General features: G+C 59.6%; 23 protein-coding genes. 7 read left to right on the top strand and 16 right to left on the bottom strand.

Translation table 11 applies throughout. The annotated features are described in order from the left end of the window. Positions 1-135 precede the first annotated feature (135 nt). Positions 136-1,134: an aldo/keto reductase family oxidoreductase gene (locus KPHS_23910; protein YP_005226691.1), complete on the bottom strand. Its 999-nt coding sequence runs from the start codon at positions 1,132-1,134 to the stop codon at positions 136-138. 100 nt (positions 1,135-1,234) lie between these two features. Between KPHS_23910 and KPHS_23900 the strand changes: the two genes are divergently transcribed. The 6 genes from KPHS_23900 to KPHS_23850 all read left to right on the top strand — a co-directional run bounded on the left by KPHS_23900 (position 1,235) and on the right by KPHS_23850 (position 7,535). Beyond that, positions 1,235-2,182, top strand: a complete 948-nt coding sequence (locus tag KPHS_23900) for a putative LysR-family transcriptional regulator (protein ID YP_005226690.1) — start codon at positions 1,235-1,237, stop codon at positions 2,180-2,182. Positions 2,183-2,289: 107 nt separating this feature from the next. Next, positions 2,290-2,721 carry a putative regulatory protein MarR gene (locus KPHS_23890; RefSeq protein YP_005226689.1) on the top strand — a complete coding sequence of 144 codons (432 nt, stop codon included), beginning with the start codon at positions 2,290-2,292 and terminating at the stop codon, positions 2,719-2,721. Then, complete coding sequence (locus KPHS_23880) at positions 2,721-4,370, top strand: MFS transporter (RefSeq protein YP_005226688.1); 1,650 nt, start codon at positions 2,721-2,723, stop codon at positions 4,368-4,370. The genes KPHS_23890 and KPHS_23880 overlap by 1 nt, the downstream gene beginning before the upstream one ends. A gap of 28 nt (positions 4,371-4,398) precedes the next feature. Continuing rightward, a complete protein-coding gene (locus KPHS_23870) occupies positions 4,399-5,484 on the top strand; it encodes a putative multidrug resistance efflux pump (protein YP_005226687.1) in 1,086 nt (361 codons plus the stop codon). Further along, positions 5,481-6,860: a putative outer membrane efflux protein gene (locus tag KPHS_23860; RefSeq protein YP_005226686.1), complete on the top strand. Its 1,380-nt coding sequence runs from the start codon at positions 5,481-5,483 to the stop codon at positions 6,858-6,860. The genes KPHS_23870 and KPHS_23860 overlap by 4 nt, the downstream gene beginning before the upstream one ends. Continuing rightward, positions 6,861-7,535: a putative O-methyltransferase gene (locus KPHS_23850; RefSeq protein YP_005226685.1), complete on the top strand. Its 675-nt coding sequence runs from the start codon at positions 6,861-6,863 to the stop codon at positions 7,533-7,535. A gap of 60 nt (positions 7,536-7,595) precedes the next feature. Here KPHS_23850 and KPHS_23840 read toward each other — a convergent pair whose 3' ends face one another. Then, positions 7,596-11,441, bottom strand: a complete 3,846-nt coding sequence (locus KPHS_23840) for an ATP-dependent helicase (RefSeq protein YP_005226684.1) — start codon at positions 11,439-11,441, stop codon at positions 7,596-7,598. A 259-nt stretch (positions 11,442-11,700) separates the two neighbouring features. On the opposite strand from KPHS_23840, the gene KPHS_23830 reads away from it, so the two are divergent. Continuing rightward, positions 11,701-12,306, top strand: coding sequence for an azoreductase (locus KPHS_23830; RefSeq protein ID YP_005226683.1), 606 nt, complete (start codon positions 11,701-11,703; stop codon positions 12,304-12,306). A 36-nt stretch (positions 12,307-12,342) separates the two neighbouring features. Here the strand turns inward: KPHS_23830 and KPHS_23820 are convergent, their stop codons facing one another. From KPHS_23820 to KPHS_23690, 14 genes are all read right to left on the bottom strand, one after another. Then, entirely contained in the window at positions 12,343-12,597 is a 255-nt protein-coding gene (locus tag KPHS_23820; RefSeq protein YP_005226682.1) for a GFA family protein, read from the bottom strand. A 164-nt stretch (positions 12,598-12,761) separates the two neighbouring features. Next, positions 12,762-13,358, bottom strand: a complete 597-nt coding sequence (locus tag KPHS_23810; protein ID YP_005226681.1) for a phenylacetic acid degradation protein, putative transferase — start codon at positions 13,356-13,358, stop codon at positions 12,762-12,764. 9 nt (positions 13,359-13,367) lie between these two features. Further along, positions 13,368-14,294 carry a transcriptional repressor for phenylacetic acid degradation gene (locus KPHS_23800; protein ID YP_005226680.1) on the bottom strand — a complete coding sequence of 309 codons (927 nt, stop codon included), beginning with the start codon at positions 14,292-14,294 and terminating at the stop codon, positions 13,368-13,370. Between the two features lie 99 nt (positions 14,295-14,393). After that, a complete protein-coding gene (locus KPHS_23790; protein YP_005226679.1) occupies positions 14,394-15,710 on the bottom strand; it encodes a phenylacetate-CoA ligase in 1,317 nt (438 codons plus the stop codon). Between the two features lie 26 nt (positions 15,711-15,736). Further along, positions 15,737-16,942, bottom strand: coding sequence for a beta-ketoadipyl CoA thiolase (locus tag KPHS_23780; protein ID YP_005226678.1), 1,206 nt, complete (start codon positions 16,940-16,942; stop codon positions 15,737-15,739). Further along, complete coding sequence (locus KPHS_23770; protein ID YP_005226677.1) at positions 16,942-17,364, bottom strand: phenylacetic acid degradation protein; 423 nt, start codon at positions 17,362-17,364, stop codon at positions 16,942-16,944. Before KPHS_23770 ends, KPHS_23780 begins: the two co-directional genes overlap by 1 nt. Further along, a complete protein-coding gene (locus KPHS_23760; RefSeq protein YP_005226676.1) occupies positions 17,354-18,778 on the bottom strand; it encodes a 3-hydroxybutyryl-CoA dehydrogenase in 1,425 nt (474 codons plus the stop codon). The genes KPHS_23770 and KPHS_23760 overlap by 11 nt, the downstream gene beginning before the upstream one ends. Further along, entirely contained in the window at positions 18,779-19,567 is a 789-nt protein-coding gene (locus KPHS_23750; protein YP_005226675.1) for an enoyl-CoA hydratase, read from the bottom strand. 2 nt (positions 19,568-19,569) lie between these two features. Continuing rightward, positions 19,570-20,337, bottom strand: a complete 768-nt coding sequence (locus tag KPHS_23740) for an enoyl-CoA hydratase-isomerase (RefSeq protein ID YP_005226674.1) — start codon at positions 20,335-20,337, stop codon at positions 19,570-19,572. Then, a complete protein-coding gene (locus KPHS_23730; RefSeq protein YP_005226673.1) occupies positions 20,334-21,404 on the bottom strand; it encodes a putative phenylacetic acid degradation NADH oxidoreductase in 1,071 nt (356 codons plus the stop codon). Before KPHS_23730 ends, KPHS_23740 begins: the two co-directional genes overlap by 4 nt. 7 nt (positions 21,405-21,411) lie before the next feature. Then, positions 21,412-21,909 carry a phenylacetic acid degradation protein gene (locus KPHS_23720; protein YP_005226672.1) on the bottom strand — a complete coding sequence of 166 codons (498 nt, stop codon included), beginning with the start codon at positions 21,907-21,909 and terminating at the stop codon, positions 21,412-21,414. Between the two features lie 11 nt (positions 21,910-21,920). Continuing rightward, entirely contained in the window at positions 21,921-22,676 is a 756-nt protein-coding gene (locus tag KPHS_23710; RefSeq protein YP_005226671.1) for a phenylacetic acid degradation protein, read from the bottom strand. Positions 22,677-22,683: 7 nt separating this feature from the next. Further along, entirely contained in the window at positions 22,684-22,971 is a 288-nt protein-coding gene (locus tag KPHS_23700; protein ID YP_005226670.1) for a phenylacetic acid degradation protein PaaH, read from the bottom strand. A gap of 11 nt (positions 22,972-22,982) precedes the next feature. After that, positions 22,983-24,005, bottom strand: a complete 1,023-nt coding sequence (locus KPHS_23690) for a phenylacetate-CoA oxygenase subunit PaaA (RefSeq protein ID YP_005226669.1) — start codon at positions 24,003-24,005, stop codon at positions 22,983-22,985. Positions 24,006-24,136: the final 131 nt, after the last annotated feature.

Below are 24,136 nucleotides of genomic sequence, written 5' to 3'. Positions count from 1 at the left end.
AGGGGTGGCCTTGCGCCGCCCCTTTTTTTCTTTGCCGCGCCGTTAACCGCCGAGGATGTGCGCTATCTGACGAGGAGTTGTTCGGCAAATGTGACAACGTCACGCAAGTAATAACCATCCGCTGCCCGTAGGGGATTATTTTTCGATTAAATCAAAGTCGCCCTGGGTATAGCGTAAGCCAGTGACGTTGTCGGCAGTGAAAATATGTTCGATGGTGAGGATGTCCTCCGCCGCGAGGGTAATATTCGCGGCGCCGGCATTGTCGCGCAGGTGAGCAATTTTCCTCGCCCCCGGGATAGGCACGATATCCTCGCCTTTGCTCATCACCCAGGCAAGGGCAATCTGCGCAAGGGTCGCGTCATAGCGGGTGGCCACCTGCTGCAGGCGCTCAAGCAGCAGCTGGTTTTTGCGCATGGTTTCGGCCTGGAAGCGCGGCAGATGGCGGCGGAAATCATCCGCTGCCAAAACGCCGGGGTCGGTAATTGTCCCCGTCAGGAAGCCGCGGCCAAGCGGGCTGTATGGCACAAAGCCGACCCCCAGCTCGCGGCAGGTGTGGAGAATACCGGCCTCCGGCTCGCGGCTCCATAGCGAATATTCCGTCTGCACGGCAGCGATCGGATGTACCTTGCAGGCCCGGCGCAGCGTCTGAGCAGATACTTCCGACAGACCGATATGGCGAATTTTACCCTCTTTAACCAGATCGGCCATAGTGCCCACCACCTCTTCCACCGGTACCGCGGGATCGACGCGGTGCTGATAGAGCAGATCGATGGTCTCGACATTCAGTCGCTTCAGCGACCCTTCCACTGATTCGCGAATATGTGCCGGACGGCTGTCAACGCCGGCCATCCGCTCCAGACCCTGGCCGGTCGGCAAAATACGAAATCCAAATTTGGTGGCAATCTGCACCTTATCGCGAAAACCTTTAATCGCTTTTCCGACCAGAACTTCATTATCGAAAGGACCATATACTTCGGCGGTATCCAGGAAGGTCACGCCCATGTCCATGGCGGCATGGATCGTATTTATCGCCTGCGACGTTTCAGCGCCGCCATAGGCAAAACTCATACCCATACATCCGAGACCTAATGCGGAAACCTGAAACTTCTCTTTTCCAAGATAACGTGTTTTCATCTTATTTTCCTTAATTGCTGAATGGCATTAAATATATACTTCCCTTTCATATTGATAACAATTAATCTATTCCGAACGCGGTGTTAGCTGGAAATTAACAATGAAAACCTTGCCCGATCTGCAACAAATAGAAATATTAATACTCATAGTGAAACATGGCAGTTTTCGTCAGGCCGCTAAAGCGTTAAACCTTTCCCCACCGGCCCTTACCGTCGCTATTAATCATCTGGAAGAAAAGTTAGGCGTGCGCCTGCTAAATCGCTCAACACGCAGTTTGTCATTAACCGCAGTGGGTGAGGAATTTCTTAATAATATAACGCCGGTGGTCAATGATTATCGCCGGGTGGTGGACAGTCTGAATTATCACCGTCTGACTCCGGAAGGCGTGGTGAAAGTTAATTTACCGCGCATTGTTATTGACCTGTTTTTTCAAGACTATTTTATCGCCTTTAAAAACGCCTGTCCCAATGTGACGCTCGAACTGTATGCCACCGATCGAAAAGTCAATATTATCGAGTCCGGTTTTGACGCCGGCATTCGCTATTCGCAGGATGTGCCCAAAGAGATGATTGCCATCCCCTTTGGCGAGAAACTATCGCTGATCCCGGTGGCCAGCCCGGACTATATACGCGAAGCCGGAGAGCCCGACACCCCGCAGTCATTAGTTAATTTCCGCTGCATTAACCGCTGTTTTCCTGGTGGTGAGAAGTACCGCTGGGAGTTTATTGGCCCCAGCGGCGAGCTTAGCGAGGTCGCGGTTAAAGGCGATCTGGTCGTCGATGCCGATAGCGCAATGATCCAGGCCGCGGAGAGCGGATTAGGCATCGCCTTTGTCTATCAGTCGCTGGTGACGCAGCAGCTGAGCGCGGGCAGCCTGGTCCATTTGTTACCCGACTACCGCTATCCTGCCGACCATTTCTGCGTCTACTACCCAAGCCGGAAACATATTCCCGCCCCCCTGCGGGCCTTTATCGCCTGGGTGATGGCGCAGAATAAAAATATCCTCGGTCAGCAGACCGCACGACACGGATCGCGGCCGGAAGGTTAACTACAATTAACGTACATACCGTTAACCAATTTCTATCTTTCATCTTGAACTCCGGCGGTTATCCGGCATAAAATCGTTAGAGCTCTAACGATATTGACAGACGACCTATGGACAATCGACAGCTTACCTTCTCCCATCTTTTATACCTCACCGCGCACCACTGGCGGCTGGCGGTCAATCGTCGGCTGAAAAATCTCGGTCTCAGCCAGGCCAGCTGGGTGGCGGTAGCGTCCATCGCCCGCCACCAGCAGCCGCTGTCGCAAAGCGAACTGGCGCAGGAGCTGGGGGTGGAGAGCCCGACCATTGTGCCGTTGATCCATCGTCTGGTCGCCCTCGGACTGGTGGAGCGCATCACCACCGCCAGCGACAAACGTAAGCGACTGCTGGTGGTCACCGACAAAGGGAAGGCCCTCTATGAACAGGTCAAAACGGTGGCTGACGATCTGCGCGAAGAGATCCTGACGGCGATTACCCCACAGGAGCAGGAGCAAACCCAGCGGGTGCTGGAAAAGCTGTTGCGCGAAGTGGAGAAGAAATAATGCCCCGTCGCCAGGATAACCCCTACGCCCCGCATGACTGGGCGCCGCATGAAAAACCGGCTCTGCTCGGTTCGCCGTCGACGCCGCTGCACAGTCCGGCGAAACGCCTTGCCTACGGCGTGGTCGGTCTGCTGGTATGTCTCACCGGCGCGCTGGGCAACGCAGTGGTCACCGCCAACCTGCAGCTGCTGCAGGGTACCTTCGCCGCCTGGTCGACAGAAATCGCCTGGCTGCCGGCGGTATACGTGATGACCAACGTCTCCATCAACCTGCTGCTGGTGAAATTCCGCCAGCAGTTTGGCCTGCGCGCTTTCACCGAAGGCTTTCTGGTGCTCTATGTGCTGGTCACCTTTTTCCACCTCTTCGTCAACGATCTCAGCTCAGCGATGATGGTTCGCGCCGCCCATGGCATGGTGGCCGCGGCGCTCAGCTCGCTGGGGATCTACTACCAGGTACAGGCCTGGCCTGCTCGGCATCGCCTGAAAGGGCTGACTATCGGCATCACCGGCTCGTCGCTAGCCATTCCCCTGGCGCGCCTCTTTTCCACCGAACTGCTGCAGACCGATGAATGGCGCGGTCTCTACTTCTTTGAGCTGGGCCTGGCGCTGGTGTCGCTGGCCTGCGTCATCGCGCTAAACTGCCGCCAAGCGATCGTAAAAAGTGTTCGAAAAAAGGATTTCATTACCTTCTTTCTGCTGGCGCCCGGCATGGCGCTGGTGTGCGCCGTGCTGTCGCTGGGGCGGCTCGAGTGGTGGTTTGAAGCGCCGTGGATCGGCTGGGCGCTGGCGGCGGCGGTAATACTGATCGTCGCTGCGATTACCTTCGAGCATAACCGCAGCAACCCCCTGCTCAATACCAAATGGCTCTCCAGCGGCAGCATCGTGCGTCTGGGCCTGATTATGCTGTTGATCCGCATCGTGCTGGCGGAGCAGAACACCGGGGTCATCGGCTGGCTGCAGTACGTTGGCCTGCAAAACGAACAGATGACTAACCTCGCGTGGTCGATTTTCGCCGGTATTCTGTGCGGGATCATTGCCAGCTGTCTGACGCTCAACCCGCAGAAGCTCTACTGGCCGACCGCCACCGCGCTGGCGCTGATCATGATAGCCTCGCTGCTCGACAGCCAGTCCAACGCCCTCACCCGTCCGGAACAATTAATGTTCAGCCAGTTTTTACTCGGCTTCGGCAGCGCCTTCTTTCTGGCCCCGGCGATGCTCGCCGGGATTGGCGGCGTGTTTGCCGACCCGCGCAACCTGGTCAGCTTCTCGGTGCTGTTCGGCATGAGCCAGAACATTGGCGGGCTGCTCGGCTCGGCGATCCTCGGCACCTTCCAGACCTGGCGTGAGAAATTCCACTCCAGCCAGCTGGCGGACCAGATAACCACCCTGAACCCGCTGATCGTCGAGCGGCTGCAGCAGTACAGCCAGATGTATCAGAGCCAGATTGGCGACAGTACGCTGCTCAACGTTCAGGCCACCACCCTGCTGCAAAACGCCGCGACGCTGCAGGCCAATATTCTCGCCTGGAATGATACCTATCTGCTGACGGCGGCGATCTCCGCCGGGACACTAGTGTGGGTTTTCTGGCGCTTAATTCGCTTACGACTGACTGCCCGTATCGCGTTGCAACGCGCTACCGGCAGCAAATAATTATCATCATTTCATCTCTGGAGTCGTTATGAGTCAGCAGGATGCGGCCAAACAACAGGCCAACACCCGGAATAATATTCGCGTGGTTTCCATTTTTACCGCCGCGGCGATAGGCCTCGTCGGCGTGCTGGTGATCCTCTACGCCTGGCAACTGCCGCCGTTCACTCGCCATAGCCAGTTTACCGACAACGCCTATGTGCGCGGGCAGACCACCTTTATTAGCCCGCAGGTCAACGGCTATATCACCGCCGTCAACGTCAAAGATTTCGCGATTGTCCAGCCGGGCGAGGTGCTGTTCCAGATAGACGATCGCATCTATAAACAGCGGGTGCATCAGGCCCAGGCTACCCTGGCGATGAAAGAGGCCGCGCTGCGCAATAACCTGCAACAGCGCAAAAGCGCCGAGGCGACGATCGCCAAGAATGAAGCCGCGCTGCAAAACGCCCGCGCGCAGAATCTGAAAATCCAGGCCGATTTAAAACGCATCCAGCAGTTAACCGCCGACGGTTCGCTGTCGATCCGCGAACGTGATTCGGCGCGGGCCAGCGCGGCGCAAGGGGCGGCGGATATTGAGCAGGCGAAAGCGGCGCTGGAGATGTCGCGCCAGGACCGTGAATCGACCATCGTCAATCGCGATTCGCTGGAGGCCGACGTGGCCAGCGCCAAAGCGGCGCTTGAGCTGGCGCAGATCGACCTGCAGAATACCCAGATTATCGCCCCCACCGGCGGCCAGCTGGGGCAGATCTCGGTGCGTCTTGGCGCCTATGTCAGCGCCGGAACCCATCTGACCTCGCTGGTTCCGCCGCAGCACTGGGTGATTGCCAACCTCAAAGAGACCCAGTTGGCCGAAGTACGCGTTGGCCAGCCGGTCACCTTCACCGTAGACGCGCTCAACGGCGAGACCTTCCACGGCAAGGTGCAGAGTATCTCCCCGGCGACCGGGGTGGAGTTCAGCGCCATCTCTCCGGACAACGCCACCGGCAATTTCGTCAAGATCGCCCAGCGCATCCCGGTGCGTATTACGGTCAACGACGGGCAAAACAACAGCGAACGCCTGCGGCCGGGGATGTCGGTGCAGGTGACTATTGATACCCGTGCGGAGAAACAACCATGATCCGCCCGGTCGCCCTTGCTATCGTTCTGGCGCTGGTCGGCTGTCAATCCGCCGATGTGCAACGCGCGCAGCCGACCCTGACCATTCTTGCCGCCTGGCGGGCCGACGTTGGCCCGGCCAGCCCGGTGGAGGGTGTATGGTGGCGCAATTTTCATGACAGTACCCTCAATCAGTATGTCGACCAGGCGCTGCGCTATAACAGCGATGTGCTGATCGCCCGCGAGCGGGTGAATGAGTATCAGGCGCGCGCTTACGCCGCCGACAGCAGCCTGTTTCCGTCACTGGACGCCAGCCTCACCGGCACCCGCGCCCGGACGCAGTCCGCCGCCACCGGCCTGCCGATCCACAGCACACTGTATAAGGGCGGCCTGACCGCCAGCTATGATGTCGATATCTGGGGAGCGAACCGCAGCGCGGCCAACGCCGCCGGGGCCAGCCTTGAGGCGCAGAAAGCCGCCGCCGCCGCCGCCAATTTGAGCGTCGCCAGCTCGGTGGCCGTTGGCTACGTCACGCTGCTGTCGCTGGATGAGCAGCTGCGGGTGACCCAGCAGACGCTAACATCAAGGGAAGACGCGTGGCGCCTGGCCAAACGTCAGTTTGAAACCGGGTATACTTCACGCCTTGAGCTGATGCAGGCGGATTCGGAGCTGCGGTCAACGCGGGCGCAGATCCCGCCGCTACAGCACCAGATTGCGCAGCAGGAAAATGCGCTCAGCGTGCTGCTCGGCGATAACCCTGGCGCGGTAAAACGCGGCGAGTTCGCCCAGCTTACCCCGCTGCGTCTGCCGTCGCAGCTGCCGTCCACCTTGCTCAACCGCCGTCCGGACATCGCTCAGGCCGAGCGCCAGCTGGTGGCCGCCGACGCCACGCTGGCCTCGTCGCAGGCGCAGCTGCTGCCCTCTATTAACCTGACCGCTACCGGCAGCCTGCAGGACCGGACGCTGCCGGATCTGCTGGACAACCCGCTGCGGCTGTGGAGTCTTGGCGGCAGTATTCTGGCGCCGCTGCTAAACCGCCAGGCGTTAAATGCCCAGGTGGACGTCTCCATGGCCCAGCGCAACCAGGCGCTCTATAGCTATGAGAAAACGGTGCGCAGCGCGTTCAAAGAGGTCAATGACAGCCTGGACGCCATCAGTCGCTATGGCGAACAGTTAACCGAGCTTCAGGAACAAGAGACCGTTGCCCAGGAAACCTTACGTATTGCACAAAACCGCTACCGTAACGGCTACTCTTCTTATCTGGATGTGCTTGATGCCCAGCGAACGCTGTTCTCCACCCAGCTTAGCGTGGTGCAGGTGAAGAACAACCTGCTGCTGGCGCAGATCGATCTGTACCGGGCGCTGGGAGGCGGCTGGTCTGACTCATCAGGGAGCTAAATGGGGAAGCGTCATATGCAACAACAGTGGTCGGCAGTAGACAATTATTTGATTAAGGCCTTAATTCCCGGCGATCCTGTGCTCGATCGGGTACTGGAAAACAACCATCGTGCCGGGCTCCCGGCACACGATGTCGCCGCCAATCAGGGTCAGTTTCTCGCCCTGCTGGTACGGCTAACCCAGGCTAAGCGGATACTGGAGATCGGCACCCTCGGCGGCTATAGCACCATCTGGATGGCGCGCGAGCTTCCTGCAGACGGCCAACTCCTCACCCTGGAGGCCGACGCGCATCATGCCCAGGTGGCGCGGGAGAATCTGCAGCTGGCGGGCGTTGACCAGCGGGTCACGCTACGGGAGGGACCCGCGCTACAGTCCCTGGAGTCGCTTGGCGAATGTCCCGCTTTCGACCTGATCTTCATCGATGCCGATAAGCCGAATAACCCCCATTATCTGCGCTGGGCGCTACGTTATTCCCGCCCAGGAACCTTAATTATTGGCGATAACGTGGTACGCGACGGCGAAGTGGTCAACCCACAGAGCGCCGACGAGCGCGTTCAGGGCGTGCGTCAGTTCATTGAGATGATGGGCGCCGAGCCACGGTTGACGGCAACGGCGCTGCAAACCGTGGGCACTAAAGGCTGGGACGGCTTTACTCTGGCGTGGGTAAACGCTTAAGCGTGGACGCCTGACCAGTAGCCCCGGTAAGCGCAGCGCCACCGGGGACAACCAGCCAGGCTATGGGGTAATTTGCTCCATCGCCTGCAACACTCGCTTGTCCGAGATAGGATACGGGGTGCCCAGCTGCTGGGCGAAGAAGCTGACCCGCAGCTCCTCGATCATCCAGCGGATCTCCCGGACATCGTCGTCCTCACGGCGGTTCGGCGGTAGCTTATTCAGCCACTGCTGCCACGCCTGCTGCACGCTCTCCACCTTAAGCATCTGCGCCCGATCGCGGTGCGGATCGATAGCCATCTTCTCCAGACGCTTTTCAATCGCCTGCAGATAGCGCAGCGTATCGCCAAGACGGCGGAAACCGTTGCCGGTGACAAAGCCGCGATACACCAGACCCGCCATCTGCGCTTTGATATCCGACAGCCCCAGCGCCATGGTCATATCCACCCGGCCTTTCAGCCGTTTGTTGATATTGAACACCGCGGTGAGGATCTGCTCGACCTGTTTAGCGATCTCCACCACCGTGTCGTTGAGCTCGGCTCGCACTTTATCGTGCAGCTGACTAAAGCCCTCTTCCGTCCACACCGGACCGCCCGCCTCGTCAATAAGCTTATCAACGCCGCAGGAGATGCAATCGTCAATCAGATCCAGCACTTTGCCGTACGGGTTAAAGTAGAGCCCAAGCTTGGCTTTATTCGGTAGTTTCTCGTGCAGATACTTAATCGGCGACGGGATGTTGAGCAGCAGCAGGCGACGCAGACCGCGCCACATGGCCTGCTGCTGTTCCTGTGGATTATCAAACAGTTTGATGGCCACGCTGTCGCGCTCGTCCACCAGCGCCGGCCAGGCTTTCACCTTATAGTTACCGCGCTTCTGTTCGTAACTTTCCGCCAGGGTGCCAAAGCTCCAGATATGCAGCCCGCTCTGCTCAATACCGTCATCAGCGACCGCCGACAGCGTCTCCTGCACTTTGCCCTTCAGGGCGTCTTTCAACGCCTGCAGCGAGCGCCCTTCCTGCAGCTTCTTGTTTTTATCATCCACCACCCGGAAGGTGATTTTCAGGTGATCGGGCACCTGATCCCACTGCCAGGCTTCGCGGTCGATGGTCACGCCGGTCATCTTACGCAGCTCGCGCTCCAGCGAATCGAGCAGCGGCAGCTCAAGCGGCGCCGCCCGGCCAAGAAACGCTTCCGCATAGTTGGGAGCCGGGACGAAATTGCGCCGTACCGGCTTCGGCAGCGATTTTATCAGCGCGATAATCAGCTCGCGACGCAGGCCAGGGATCTGCCATTCAAACCCGGCTTCCTCTATCTGGTTGAGCAGCGGCAGCGGAATATGCACCGTCACGCCATCGGCGTCGGCGCCAGGTTCAAACTGGTAGCTAAGCCGCAGCTTGAGGTTGCCCTGATGCCAGAAATTCGGGTAGTCCAGTTTACTGACCTGCTCCGCCCCCTCTTTAATCAGCATGCTCTTTTCAAAATTGAGCAAGTCTGGCGTTTCACGGCTGGCCCGCTTCCACCAGCTATCGAAGTGGCGGGCGGAGATGACGTCGTGGCTGATGCGCTGGTCGTAGAACTCGAACAGCGTCTCGTCATCCACCAGGATGTCGCGGCGGCGCGACTTATGCTCCAGCTCTTCGATTTCCGCGCGCAGCTTCAGGTTATCGCGGAAGAAGGCGTGCCGCGTCTGCCAGTCGCCCTCTACCAGCGCGTGGCGGATAAATAGCTCACGACACAGCGCCGGATCAATCTGGCTGTAGTTGACCTTACGCGCGGCGACGATCGGCAGGCCGTAAACGGTAACCTTTTCCGTCGCCATTACCGCGCCCTGCGACCGCTCCCAGTGCGGCTCACTGTATGAGCGCTTGATCAGGTGCTGCGCTACCGGCTCCACCCACTCCGGCTCAATGCGCGCGGCGATGCGGCCCCACAGGCGGCTGGTCTCGACCAGCTCGGCCACCATCGTCCACTTCGGCGGCTTTTTAAACAGGCCGGAACCCGGGAAAATAGAGAAGCGGGCGTTGCGCGCGCCGGTAAACTCCTGCTTATCGGCATCCTTCATGCCGATGTGCGACAGCAGACCGGTCAGCAGCGCAGTATGGATCTCGCGATATTCCGCCGGCTCACTGTTGATCGGCAGGCCAAGCTCTTTCACCACCTGGCGCAGCTGGGTGTAGATGTCCTGCCACTCGCGCACGCGCAGATAGTTAAGAAAATCGACCCGGCACTGGCGGCGGAACTGATTCGACGACAGCGCCTTCTGCTGCTCGCCGAGGTAGTTCCACAGATTGACGAAGGCGAGGAAATCGGACTCTTTATCGTGGAAGCGGCGATGTTTTTCGTCAGAGGCCTGCTGTTTGTCCATCGGCCGCTCGCGCGGGTCCTGGATCGACAGCGCGGAGGTGATGATCATCGCTTCCCGCACGCAGCCGTGCTTCTGCGCCTCCAGCACCATCCGCGCCAGACGCGGGTCCACCGGCAGCTGGCTGAGCTGGCGGCCCATCGGCGTCAGCTTATAGGCGGTGGCCTGCTCATCGGTGGTGATGGCACCCAGCTCTTCCAGCAGGCGTACGCCGTCCTGGATATTGCGCTTATCCGGCGCTTCGACAAACGGGAAGGCGGCGATATCGCCTAAGCCCAGGGCGGTCATCTGCAGGATGACCGACGCCAGGTTGGTGCGCAGAATCTCCGGGTCGGTAAATTCCGGGCGCGACAGGAAATCGTCTTCTGAATAAAGACGAATACAGATCCCTTCCGAAACGCGGCCGCAGCGGCCCTTACGCTGGTTGGCGGACGCCTGGGAAACCGGCTCGATCGGCAGGCGCTGCACCTTGGTGCGGTAGCTGTAACGGCTGATACGCGCAGTACCGGGATCGATAACGTACTTAATGCCCGGCACGGTCAGCGAGGTTTCCGCCACGTTGGTCGCCAGCACGATGCGCCGCCCGCTGTGCGGCTGGAAGACGCGGTTCTGCTCGCTGTTGGACAGGCGGGCGTACAGCGGCAGCACTTCGGTATGGCGCAGATCCAGCTTATTCAGCGCATCGGCGGTATCGCGAATTTCCCGCTCACCGCTCATAAAGATCAGAATATCGCCGGGCCCTTCGCGCCCCAGTTCGTCAACCGCATCAAAGATCGCCTGTAACTGATCGCGCTCGGTATCGTCCGCCTCTTCCACTATCGGCCGATAGCGCACTTCCACCGGGTAAGTCCGCCCGGAGACTTCGATAATCGGCGCATTATTGAAATGCTTTGAGAAACGTTCCGGGTCGATGGTCGCCGAGGTAATGATGATTTTCAGGTCCGGGCGGCGCGGCAGGAGCTCTTTCAGATAGCCGAGCAGAAAGTCAATATTCAGGCTGCGCTCGTGCGCCTCATCGATAATGATGGTGTCGTACTGCATCAACAGACGATCCTGCTGGATCTCCGCCAGCAGGATACCGTCGGTCATCAGCTTAACCATGGTGTTTTCGCTGACGTGGTCGCTGAAGCGGACTTTATAGCCGATGCAGCCGCCCGGCTCGCTCTGCAGCTCTTCGGCAATACGATTGGCGACGGTCCGCGCCGCCAGGCGACGCGGCTGGGTATGGCCGATGAGTCCTTTCAGCCCGCGCCCCAGCTCCATGCAGATTTTGGGCAACTGGGTGGTTTTACCCGAACCGGTCTCCCCGGCGACGATCACCACCTGGTGGTCGCGCACCGCCTCGAGAATCTCTTGTTTTTTCTGGCTAACCGGCAGGTTTTCCGGATAGGTGATGGCCGGACGCGCCGCTTCGCGCAGCAGGACTTTACCGGCTGCCTGGCTTATCTCCAGCGCCATCTCCTGCAGAATGGCCTGTTGCGATTCAGGATTTTTAACCTTCTTCACGCCGTGCAGACGGCGGGCAAAGCGCGTTTTGTCGCGCAGCATCAGGCCGTCGAGCTGTTGATAAAGCTGGGGGAAGGTGATTTTTGTTGTTCTGTCATAGCGTTATCGGGCAGAGCTCTGCCGGGAAATCTCTTTTGAAGTATTGCCTTAGAGTACCACATCTGTGTCATTCGCGCCTTGTTCAAAAAATCTGAACATAGGATTCGATATATTGCGCTATCTCTGTGGCGCGATTGTGAATACAGTGTCAACAAGCACCAGGGCATTGACCCGTCAATCACATTAAAAAAAGGAAACACCCATGAGCAAAGTATTAGTTCTGAAATCCAGTATTCTGGCAGGGTACTCACAATCTGGTCAGCTTTCCGACTATTTTGTTGAACAATGGCAGGAAAAACACCCTGGCGATGAGATCACCGTGCGTGACCTGGCCGCCAATCCGATCCCGGTTCTGGATGGCGAACTGGTTGGCGCCCTGCGTCCGAGCGACGCGCCGCTGACTCCGCGTCAGCAGGAAGCGCTGGCCCTTTCCGACGAGCTGATCGCCGAACTGAAAGGCAACGATGTGATTGTTATCGCTGCGCCGATGTACAACTTCAACATCCCGACGCAGTTGAAAAACTATTTCGACCTGGTGGCTCGCGCCGGCGTCACCTTCCGCTACACCGAGAAAGGGCCGGAAGGTCTGGTAACCGGTAAACGCGCGGTCGTCGTTACCAGCCGCGGCGGTATCCATAAAGATACTCCGACCGACCTGGTCACCCCATACCTGTCCACCTTCCTCGGCTTCATCGGCATCACCGACGTGAACTTTGTGTTCGCCGAAGGTATCGCTTACGGCCCGGAAGTCGCGGCCAAAGCGCAGTCTGACGCGAAAGCGGCCATCGACAGCGTGGTTGCAGCCTAATATTTCACTCCTCTCGCTTCCTGCGGGAGGAGAGTTTTACTTTTTCTCGTAGCGTAAATACCCCACCACGCCTCCGCCGCCATCCTTTGGATGATTCACGCCGTCGTTGACCTCCACGCAAGGGAAATCGAAAGGCGAAACGCCGTCAATGCAGGCCACATTCACCCCATACTGCTGTGGGTTTGATCGCCGTTGATGAAAGGTGTAGATCCCGCATACCGAGCAGAAAAAGTGCACGGCTTCCCCTGTATTAAAGCGATACTCTGTGAGCTTATCCCCTCCGCGTACCACCTCTATTCCTGAACGCGGCGAAGAGACCGCGACCGCCCCACGCATGCGACAATATGAGCAGTTACAGCGCCGAACGGTGTTGAAGCCGTCGCTGAGTTCCACGGTAAACGCCACCGCACCGCAGTGACAGTGAGCGGATAATTTCTCTGCCATAATTTTACCCCTCAGGTTGCGGCTTTTGGCCGCAGGTTTTCATCAAACGCCAGCCGCTTACGCCCTGCTTCGACTTCCCGTAATGGCTCCACCTGGTGCAGCGTCTGCTTACAGCGTTCCACCAGCGCCGGGTATTCACGGGTACCTTGTTTTTTCCACGCCAGCTCCTGTTCGCTCAGGGTGCGAATCGCTTTTGCCGGGCTGCCGATAATCAGATGGTTGGCGGGCATCTCGGCGTTGGCTTTGACAAAGGCCGAAGCGCCGACAATGCTGTTTTCGCCAATGACCGCCCCGTCGATAATCACCGCGCTCATGCCCACCAACGCGTTGCGGCCAATCACGCAGCCGTGCAGAATAGCGCCGTGGCCGATATGGCCCTCCTCTTCCACCACCGTATCCTGGCCGGGGAAGCCATGCATCACGCAGTTATCCTGAATATTGGCGCCGTCTTTGACCACGATGCGCCCGAAGTCGCCGCGCAGGCTGGCGTTGGGCCCAACATAGACCCCTTTGCCGAGGATCACGTCGCCAATCAACACCGCGGTCGGGTGAACGTAACTCTCCTCCGGCACCACCGGCGTCAGTCCATCAATCTGATATATCGGCATGCAGCCTCCTTATGCGCCCGGCAAACCGCCAAAGCGCTGATAATAGAGCGGACCCGGCGCCGGGAGCTCGCCCACCGAGCTCTCACCTTTCTCGCTGACAAACGCCAGCGCACCGGGACTCACGCGTTGATAAATATTGATACACAGCTGGCGGGCGGTTTGCCCTGCCCAATGCGCCGGCAGGAGCTCTTCCGGCAGCAGCGGGTCTTTGAGCACCACCCGGCGATAGAAATGGATAAGGAGCAGTTGGATCTGGAAACAGCGCTCCGGCGTCAACTCTGACGGCTCGCTGTCGCGCAGCAGCGGCAGTAATGGTCGGAACAATGCGATAAACGCCTCGTACATCTCATTTTGTTCGGTGAGATGCCAGCACTCCTCTACGCGGTCGCGCAGCGCCGCCCTTGAGAGCGCCAGCGGCGAATGGGCTTCAAAACAGATGACGTTTTCGGCGACGCCCGCTTCGTGGAGCAGAGACTGGACATCGGCCAGCTTTTGCGACGGCGAGGCCAGCAGGCTCGGCGCCAGCGCGCCAAACCCCTGCCACAGCAGCTGCTTTTTAACGTCGGCGAGCACATTTTTCTCCAGGCCTTCCGAAAGCAGCAGCAGCCAGGTACCGTCCCATTCCGGGGCACTGGCGCGATAAATTTTATGCTCCGCGCGCCGGGTCAGGCGCAGCCCTTTATCACTCAGGCGATAGAAGCTGCGCCGGCCGATGCGGACAACATCAAGCCACTCTTCTTTATTGAGGCGAAACAGCGCGGTGCGTACGAAGCGCTCGCCGAAGCCTAATCCTTCCAGCAGCGCCGCGACGCTGCCCAGCCACACTTCCCCACCGCGTTGTAATAAAGCGTCGCCATACAGCGAGGCAATTAATGACGTGCCGCTGATGGGCATCGCCGTCACCGCTTGTTGAATAAAGGCGTCGAGTTTACTCATCTGATTCATTCTGTTGTTATATTTTTCCTTTATGAATCATAGCACAGGAAATTCCCGGCTTACGGCGTAAAGGCCTCAGCCGGGTTATCGGGGAGAGGATTAACCGCTAACCACCGCTTTTCGCAGGTCGAATACCCGACAGGCTTTCCCTTCCGAGCGCGGAATGCTGCCGCAGTTGACGATAGTAATATCGGTGGAGATCCCGACCATCGACTTAATGCGGTGACGCAACTGATGGCAAATCTGGCAGCGTTGTTCATGACTCAGCGCCAGCCCGCTCTCTTTCAGCTCAACGCGCACCGCCAGCGAATCCAGATGACCGCGGCGATTGACCTCTAACTGATAGTGCGGCGCCAGGTGTTCAAACTTGAGGATCTCCTCTTCCAGCTGCGAGGGGAAGACGTTAACCCCGCGGATAATCAGCATATCGTCGCTGCGTCCGCTGATGCGATCCATGCGGCGCATGGTCCGCGCGGTTCCCGGCAGCAGGCGCGTCAGATCGCGGGTACGATAGCGGATCACCGGCAGCGCTTCTTTGGTCAGGGTGGTAAACAGCAGCTCACCATGTTCGCCATCTTCCAGCGGCGTACCGTCGTCCGGGTTGACGATTTCCGGGAAGAAGTGGTCTTCCCAGATAGTCGGGCCGTCAACGGTTTCCAGACACTCCATCGCTACGCCCGGTCCCATGACTTCCGACAAACCGTAAATATCCAGGGCGGTGATCCCCAGCCGGCGCTCGATTTCCGCGCGCATCGCCAGCGTCCACGGCTCAGCGCCAAAGACGCCGACCCGCAATGAACAGCTGCGGGCATCGCCGCCCATCTGGCGCTCCAGCTCTTCAATCAGATTCAGACAGTAGGACGGCGTCACCATGATCATATCCGGCTGGAAATCGCGGATCAGCTGCGCCTGTTTTTCGGTCTGTCCGCCGGACATCGGGATCACCGTCGCGCCCAAACGTTCCGCGCCGTAGTGCGCGCCAAGGCCGCCGGTAAACAGGCCATAGCCGTAGGCGACGTGAATTTTATCTTTTGCTGAACCACCGGCCGCGCGCAGCGAACGGGCGACAATATTGGCCCAGTTATCAATATCGTTTTGCGTATACCCCACCACCGTCGGTTTGCCGGTGGTGCCGGAAGAGGCGTGAATGCGCACCACCTGCTCCATCGGCACCGCGAAGGTATCGAAGGGATAGTTGTCGCGCAGATCCTGTTTGGTGGTGCAGGGGAATTTTTGTAGATCGTTTAATTCCCGAAAGTCGTCAGGGTGCACGCCGGCGGCGTCGAATTTGCGGCGATACATCGGCACATTTTCGTACGCATGCTTCAGCGTCCATTTCAGGCGCTGGGTTTGCAGGGCCTGCAGTTCGTCACGCGATGCGGTTTCAATCGGATCTAATTTTGTAGTAGTTATCATTGTAGGGTACTCGCAGGTAAATTAGCTCACACTCGCTCGAGGATCATGGCAATGCCCTGACCCACGCCAATACACATCGTACACAGCGCATAGCGCCCGCCCCGGCGTTGCAGCTCAAGGCTGGCGCTCAGCGCTAACCGCGCGCCGCTCATGCCCAGCGGATGGCCTAACGCGATGGCGCCGCCGTTGGGATTCACGTGCGCCGCATCGTCCGGCACGCCGAGCTGTCTGAGCACCCCCAGCGCCTGGGCGGCGAAGGCCTCATTCAGCTCAATCAGATCCATATCGTTAATATTGAGTCCCGCCCGCTCCAGCACTTTACGCACCGCCGGTACCGGCCCCAGTCCCATCAGGCGCGGTTCGACACCCGCCGTCGCCATCGCCACGATACGCGCCCGCGGCGTGAGCCCCTGGATAGCGGCCTGCTGTTCGCTGGCGATGATCAGCGCCGCGGCGCCATCGTTGACGCCTGAAGCATTGCCCGCAGTAATGACGCCGCCCTGGCGGAACGGCGCTTTCAGTTTCGCCAGCTGCTCAAGCGTGGTTTCCGGGCGCGGATGCTCGTCCTCGCGCACGTCGCTAACCGCCCCTTTCCGGCCGACAATCTGCACCGGCACAATCTCCTGCGCCAGAATGCCGTCGCGCTGGGCCTGCGCCGTGCGCTGCTGGCTGCGCCAGGCGAAAGCGTCCTGATCGGCTCGGCTGATATTTAACAATTCAGCTACATTCTCGGCCGTTTCCGGCATGCTGTCAGTTCCGAAGTGTTGCGCCATGAGCGGGTTCACAAAACGCCAGCCAATCGTGGTATCAAAGAGTTCCGCCTGACGCTGGTACGGCGCGCTGGCTTTTCCCATCACGAAAGGCGCACGCGACATCGATTCCACGCCGCCGGCAATCAGCAGATCGGCATCGCCGGCTTTGATCGCCCTGGCGGCAAAGCCGATGGCATCCAGACCCGATCCGCACAGGCGGTTAATCGTGGTGCCCGGCACGGTATGCGGGTAACCGGCCAACAACGTCGCCATGTGCGCTACGTTGCGGTTATCTTCCCCGGCCTGATTCGCACAGCCGAAAATCACATCATCAATTGCTGCCGGGTCGAGCCCGGGATTACGACTCAGGAGCTCACGCAGCGGGATCGCCGCCAGGTCGTCGGCGCGCACACTGGCCAGCGCGCCGCCGTAGCGGCCAATCGGCGTACGGATCCCGTCACAAATAAAGGCGTCGCGCATTACACGTCTCCCGTGATTGTGCCGCCGATGCGGTGTGATTTGCCGCGGAACAGGGCCACAATCTTTTGCTGTTGATTAACAATTTCGATGTCGTAGACGCCGGTCAGCTTGCCCTGCTGTTTGACTCTGGCGGTGGCGACCAGCCGGTCGCCGGCAAACGCCGGACGAAGAAAATCAATGCTTGCCGCCGAGGCCACCGCCGCCAGCCCCTGGCTGTTACAGGCGTAGGCGAAAGCGGTATCGGCAAGCGTAAATAGCTGACCACCGTGACAGGTTTGATGGCCGTTAAGCATGTCCGCCGAGACGGTCATGCTCATCTGCGCAAAACCGTCGTCCATTTCGATAAGTTCGATCCCCATCTTTCTGGCGCAGGTATCTTTTTCGTACATCACGCGCGCGTTGCGCCACGGATCATTGCTCATGGTGCTTCTCCATCAGCGTCTTCTGGCGCAACAGGGAACAGGGGCGATAGCGCTCCTCGCCATAATGGTGTTGCAAGTTCTCCAGCAGTTGCAGCACCCGCCGCCAGCCAAGGCGTTCTCCCCATGCCAGCGGGCCATGCGGATAGTTGACGCCAAGGCGCATCGCGGTATCGACATCCTGCGGGCTGGCGACGCCTTTTTGCACCGCATCCAGCGCTTCGTTAATCAGCATCGCCACCGTGCGCCACACCAGCAGGCCGGGATAATCGGCAATACGCAGCACTTTCTTGCCCTGCTGCTGGAAGTAATGCACGGCCTTATCAGTGGCCGCAGGCGCGTTGGTTGCCGCTGCGGCCAGCACCACCGTATCGCTGGCGCACAGGTCATACACCACCACCGGGCGGTGATGCTTAATACTCAGCGCCAGGGCGGTCTCGCCTTCAGTCTCCAGCAGCAAGACATCGTCTAATTCAGTGACGTTGTCACTTCTGACGGTAACGGATTCAGCACCTATCATTACCGGCGGCAGCGCCGCGTCCGGCAGTGTCTCAGCGGGCCAGCGATAGACGCCGTGGCCGCTCTTTTTACCTAGCCGCCCGGCCAGCGCCAGCTCTTGCTGGAGGAGCGATGGCAGGTAGCGGCGGTCCTGCCAGAAGGCGTTAAACACCGAACAGGTCACGGCGAAGTTGACGTCCTGGCCAATCAGGTCCGTCAACGCCAGCGGTCCCATCGGGAAGCCGCCGCCGTCACGCAAAGCGGCATCGATAATCTCCGGGGCGGCGACCTGCTCTTCCAGCGCGCGCCAGGCCTCAGCGTAGAACGGACGCGCTACGCGGTTAACGATAAAACCGGGCGTTGAGCGGCAGCGCACCGGCTGTTTCCCCCAGCCGCTTACGCACTGGCACAGCTGCTCCACCACTTCGGTGGAGGTCGCAAGACCACTCACCACCTCGACCAGCTTCATCACCGGCGCCGGATTAAAAAAGTGCAGTCCGGCCACCCGCTCCGGGTTTTTGACCCCGGCGGCGATAGCGGTAATCGAAATAGACGAGGTATTACTGGTCAACAGCGTTGACGGCGCGCAGATCGCCGCCAGCTGCGCGAACAGCGCCGTTTTAACTTCCAACCGTTCAGAGGCCGCTTCGATCACTAAATCCGCGTCGGCAAGTGCGGCTAAATCGTGGGCCGGATGCAGGCGCGCCAGCAGCGCATCAGCCTGCTCTGACGCCAGTTTGCCCCGCGCAACGCGTGACGCCAGACGCCCGGCGATACCCTCTATCGCCAGGTCTACAGCCTTAGGGTTAATATCAAAAATACGCACCGGATGCCCGGCGGCGGCAGCCACTTCGGCGATGCCGGCCCCCATGGTGCCGCTGCCGATCACCGCCACGGTGGCTAAGGATGTCGTCATCATCTATTTCCCGCTGAACTGTGGTGGCCGTTTGGCCAGAAACGCGCTGACCCCTTCGCGGTAATCATCGCTGCGCCCGGCCAGACGCTGATAATCGCGCTCCAGGTCCAGCTGCGCGTCGAGACTGTTGGTTTCAGAGGCCAGCAGCGCCTTTTTAATCAGCCCAAGACCAAACGTCGGTTGCGCCGCCAGATGGCGCGCCAGTTGCAGACTGGTATCCGCCAGTTCTGAATCGTCCACCAGTTGCCAGATAATCCCCCACTGAGCGGCCTGTTCCGCGCTAAGGCTGTCGCCCAGCAGCGCCAGCCCCATCGCGCGCGCACGGCCGGCCACCCGCGGCAGGAACCAGCTGCCGCCGCAGTCCGGCACCAGGCCGAGCTTGCTGAACGCCATCACAAATTTGGCCGAACGCGCGGCCAGCACGATATCGCAGCCCAGCGCCAGGGTAGCGCCCGCGCCGGCGGCCACGCCGTTAACCGCGCAGATGACCGGTTTCGGCAGCGCCGCCAGACGGCGCACTAACGGGTTGTAAAAGCGTTCTACCGACATGCCGAGATCCGGCGGCGGGCCGCTGGGGTCGACATTGCGGTCGTTCAAATCCTGGCCGGCGCAAAAACCGCGGCCGGCGCCGGTGATCAGCAGGCAGCGCACGCCATCATCGCGCTCGGCCTGCTTCAGACATTCCGCCAGCTGGTGATGCATCAGATCGTTAAAACTGTTGAGGCGGTCCGGGCGATTGAGGGTAATGGTCATGACGCCCTGTTCCACTGCGCTGAGAATGAAAGCTTCCACGATTAGCGTCCTTTAAATTCCGGGGTACGTTTTTGTAAGAAGGCGTCGATGCCTTCGCGGCGGTCCTCGGTGGCGCTCAGCAGGCTAAACAGCTGGCGCTCCTGTTGTAGACCGGCCTGCAGGCTGACTTCCTGCGACAGGCGCAGCGACTGTTTTGCCGCCCGTAGCGCCAGCGGCGAATGGCGGGCAATGGTGGTTGCCAGTTTCAGGGCATACTCATCGGTTAACGCCGCCGGATGGATATCACTGACCAGCCCGGCCTGCTGCGCCTGGCGGGCGTCAATACTCTCGCCGCTCAGCACCATCCGGCTGGCCAGCGCCTTGCCAACGCTGCGGATCAGCCGCTGGGTGCCGCCAGCGCCCGGCATAATGCCGAGGGTAATTTCCGGCAGGCCAAAGCGGGCGTTGTCACCGGCGACAATCAGGTCGCACAGCAGAGCCAGCTCGCAGCCGGCGCCGAGCGCGTAGCCGTTGACCGAGGCGATGAGCGGCTTAGTAAAAGCATCGATTCGCCCCCATAACCGTGGGCGAATATCATCCAGGGTGGCAGGCAGATCTTTTTCCGCCATTTCATTGAGGTCAGCCCCGGCGGCGAAAAAACGCGCGTTACCGCTGATAACGCAGACGCCGACGCTGTCATCAACTGCCGCCGCCTCCAGCGCCTCGGCAATCTGGGTTAATAAGGCATTGTTCAGCGCGTTGCGGGCCTGCGGGCGGTTCAGCGTCAACTGAAGCACCCGGCCATGACGGTGGATCAGCAGGTCGCTCATGCCATCCCCCGCGCGTCAAAGTCGACCACCACATCGCCGCTGGTCGGCAATGACTGGCAGCTCAGCACGTAGCCCGCCGCCAGCTCATCCGCTTCCAGGCTGTAATTGGCGGCCATCGCCACTTCACCGCGCAGCACTTTGCATTTACAGGTGGCGCATACCCCGCCCTTACAGGCGAACGGCAGATCGGCGCCCTGACGCAATGCGGCATCCAGGATGCTGTCGTCTTCGGCGCTGAGGGCGATAAGCCGATCGCGCCCGTCCTGGCGGATGGTCACCGTGCGCCCTTCCGCCTGCACTCCAGCGGCCCGCTTCACATTGCCGCCTGGGGTATTAAAGCGTTCGAGATGAATCGATTTCTCCGCTACGCCAAGTTCACGTAACGTCGCTTCCGCCTCGTCCATCATCGCCGCCGGACCGCAGATAAAGGCCTCGTCGAAACGGCTGAAATCCAGCAGATGGTCAGCGAGCTGGCGCAGTTTGTCGCCGTCAATGCGCCCCTGTAGCAGATCGCTGTCCATCGACTCCTGGCTAAACAGGTGGATCACCTGCAGGCGCTGCGGATAGCGGTCTTTTAAATCGGCCAGCGCCTGGCGGAACATCATGCTATGGCTGCTGCGGTTGCCGTAGATCAGCGTAAAGCGGCTTTGCGGCTCGGTCGCTAGCGTCGCGCTAATGATCGCCATCATCGGCGTGATCCCGGAGCCGGCGGCAATCGCCAGATATTCTCCCTGCCGTTCGGCCTGCGGTTGATAACCGAAATGCCCCTGCGGCACCATCACCTCCAGCTCCATACCCTGCTGGATATCGTGCTGGGCGTAGCGCGAGAAGCGTCCGCCGTCGATGGCTTTGACCGCGACGCTAATTTCGCCTGGCGTGCGGCTGTGACAAATGGAGTAACAGCGGCGCAGTTCTTCGCCGCCCAGACGGGCTTTTAGCGTCAGATGCTGGCCCGGGCGAAAACAGTATTCCGCCTGCAGGGCTTGCGGGATCGCAAAAGTGATGGTCACCGCATCGCGGGTTTCCGGCTCGACTCTCGCCACCTTAAGCGAATAGAACGTCGTCATGGCAACCTCAAATACATTTAAAGTAATCAAAAGGTTCCCGGCAGCTGTCGCAGCGATAGAGCGCTTTGCAGGCCGTGGAACCGAATTCGCTAATCAGCGAGGTATGGGCGCTGCCGCAGCGCGGACAGCTCACCTCAGCGGGCATGTCCGCATGGCAGGCGTGCCCCTGGGGCGGGCTGATGCCGTACTGGCGCAGGCGCTCGCGGGCATCCTGACTCATCCAGTCGGTGGTCCACGGCGGATCCAGCTGCAGGACGATATGTACCGGCTGAAAGCCATGCTCGCTCATGACCGTGCGGATCTCCCCCAGCAGATGCTCCGTCGCCGGACAGCCCGAATAGGTCGGGGTAAAGCCAATCACCCAGCCGTCGCCATGGCGCGCGACGCTGCGCACCATACCAAGGTCGGTGATGGTGAGTACTGGCACTTCCGGATCCGGGATCGCGCTTAATAATCCCCAGATGGTGCGAACCTCTGCAGGAGCGATATCGGCAAGACGTTGCATAGTCACCTCACTTACCACTGCAGTCCGGGATGCGAACGCTGCAGATACTGCATCTCCGCCAGCAGCGGGCCGAGATGTTCACTGTGCAGCCCCTGTTTGCCGCCGCTGCGGAAGGCCGCTTCCTGCGGGATCTGTAAGCCGGAGTCGAGAAGCGCCGTGTGTACCGCGCTTTGCCATTCGGCCTGCAGTTCACGCGGATCAACCGCAATGCCCTGCTCAACCAGGCTGAGCTCCACTTCATCAGCGAGGAACAGTTCGCCGGTGAAGCGCCACAGATTGTCGACCGCCTGCTGCATTTTGCGATTTGATAATTCGGTGCCGTTACCGAGACGCTCCAGCCAGCCGCGGCTAAAGCGCTGGTGGTAACGCACCTCTTTCAGCCCTTTAGCGGCAATGGCCGCCAGCTGCGCGTCGCGGCTGTTCACCAGCCGGCTGAACAGGGCGACATGCCAGACGTCGATAAAGAACTGGCGGGCGATAGTGTCGGCAAAATTGCCGTTTGGCTGCTCCACCAGCAGCAGGTTGCTGAACCGGCGCTCATCGCGGCCAAAAGCCAGCGTATCTTCGTCGCCGCAACCGTTAAGCTCGGCGGCATAGCTTAAAAAATTGCGCGCCTGGCCGAGCAGGTCGAGGCCGATATTGGCCAGCGCAAGATCGATCTCGAGCTCGGGAGCATGTCCGCACCAGGCGCCTAAACGCTGGGCCAGAACCAGACCATTGTCGCCAAGCCGCAGGGCGTAGGTGGCTACGGGGTTAGGGTTATTCATCGCCGCCTCACATATGTTCCATGCCGTCCGGCACGGTATAGAAAGTCGGATGACGGTAGACTTTGCTTTCCGCCGGGTCGAAGAATTCGCCGCGATCTTCCGGCTGCGAAGCAACGATTTCGCTGGCCTTCACCACCCAAATTGAGCAGCCTTCGCTGCGGCGGGTGTAGGCATCGCGGGCATTCTCCAGCGCCATTTGATCATCGGCAGCGTGCAGACTGCCGACGTGACGATGGGATAACCCCTGTTTGCTGCGAACGAACACTTCATATAACGGCCAGTAAACTTTGCTCATGTTGTCTCTCCTCATGCCGCGCTGCGGGCCTGCTGTTTTTGCGCATGGGCCAGCGCGGCTTCGCGCACCCATTCGCCCTCTTCCCAGGCCTTACGCTTGGCGGCCAACCGCTCGTGATTGCAAATGCCACGGCCGCTAATCACCTCGTTAAATTCCTGCCAGTCGATTTCGCCGAAGCGGTAGTGGCCGCTGGCTTCATCAAACTGCAAATCCGGGTCCGGGACAGTCATACCGAGGATCTCTACCTGCGGCACGGTATTGTCGACGAAGCGCTGACGTAGCTCGTCGTTGGAGTGCAGTTTGATTTTCCACGCCATGCTGCGGGCGCTGTTCGGCGAGTTGTCATCGTTAGGGCCAAACATCATCAGCGCCGGCCACCAGAAGCGGTTAATGGCGTCCTGCAGCATCTGCCGCTGCGCCTCATTGCCCTGCGCCAGCGCCATGCAGGCTTCAAAACCCTGACGCTGGTGAAAGCTCTCTTCTTTGCAGATTTTGACCATCGCCCGGGCATAGGGGCCGTAGGAGGTCCGGCACAGCGCCACCTGGTTGACGATGGCCGCGCCATCGACCAGCCAGCCGATCACGCCGATATCCGCCCAGCTGAGGGTCGGGTAGTTAAAAATGGAGGAGTATTTCATCTGCCCGTCGAGCATCTTCTGATACAGGTCTTCCCGGGCGCAGCCAAGGGTTTCCGCGGCGCTATAGAGATACAGCCCGTGTCCAGCCTCATCCTGTACCTTAGCCAACAGGATCGCTTTGCGGCGCAGCGTCGGCGCGCGGGTGATCCAGTTGCCTTCCGGCAGCATGCCGACGATCTCCGAGTGCGCGTGCTGGCCTATCTGCCGAATCAAGGTCTTACGGTAGGCATCCGGCATCCAGTCCTGCGGTTCGATGGCCGTTTCCTGCGCGATGCGCTGGTCAAAGCGTTGTTCTTCTGTCACGTCATCACCTTTATGATTCCGATATTCACAACAAAAACATTTATGTGAATCACTTTGTTTATTGAAGGTTACATATTGGTTAAATAAAACCACAAATTTTGTTTGCTCTTTTTGTGATAATCTCCGCAAAACCTTTTGTAAACCACAATTAATACAGTAAGTTAAGCATAAGGCGTAACCCCATCGCGATCACAATGTTAATAATTTATTAAATACGGGCTTGC

This window comes from Klebsiella pneumoniae subsp. pneumoniae HS11286 (genome assembly GCF_000240185.1).
In the GTDB taxonomy this organism is placed as follows: Bacteria; Pseudomonadota; Gammaproteobacteria; order Enterobacterales; family Enterobacteriaceae; genus Klebsiella; species Klebsiella pneumoniae.
This window is presented reverse-complemented; position numbering and strand designations above follow the sequence as displayed.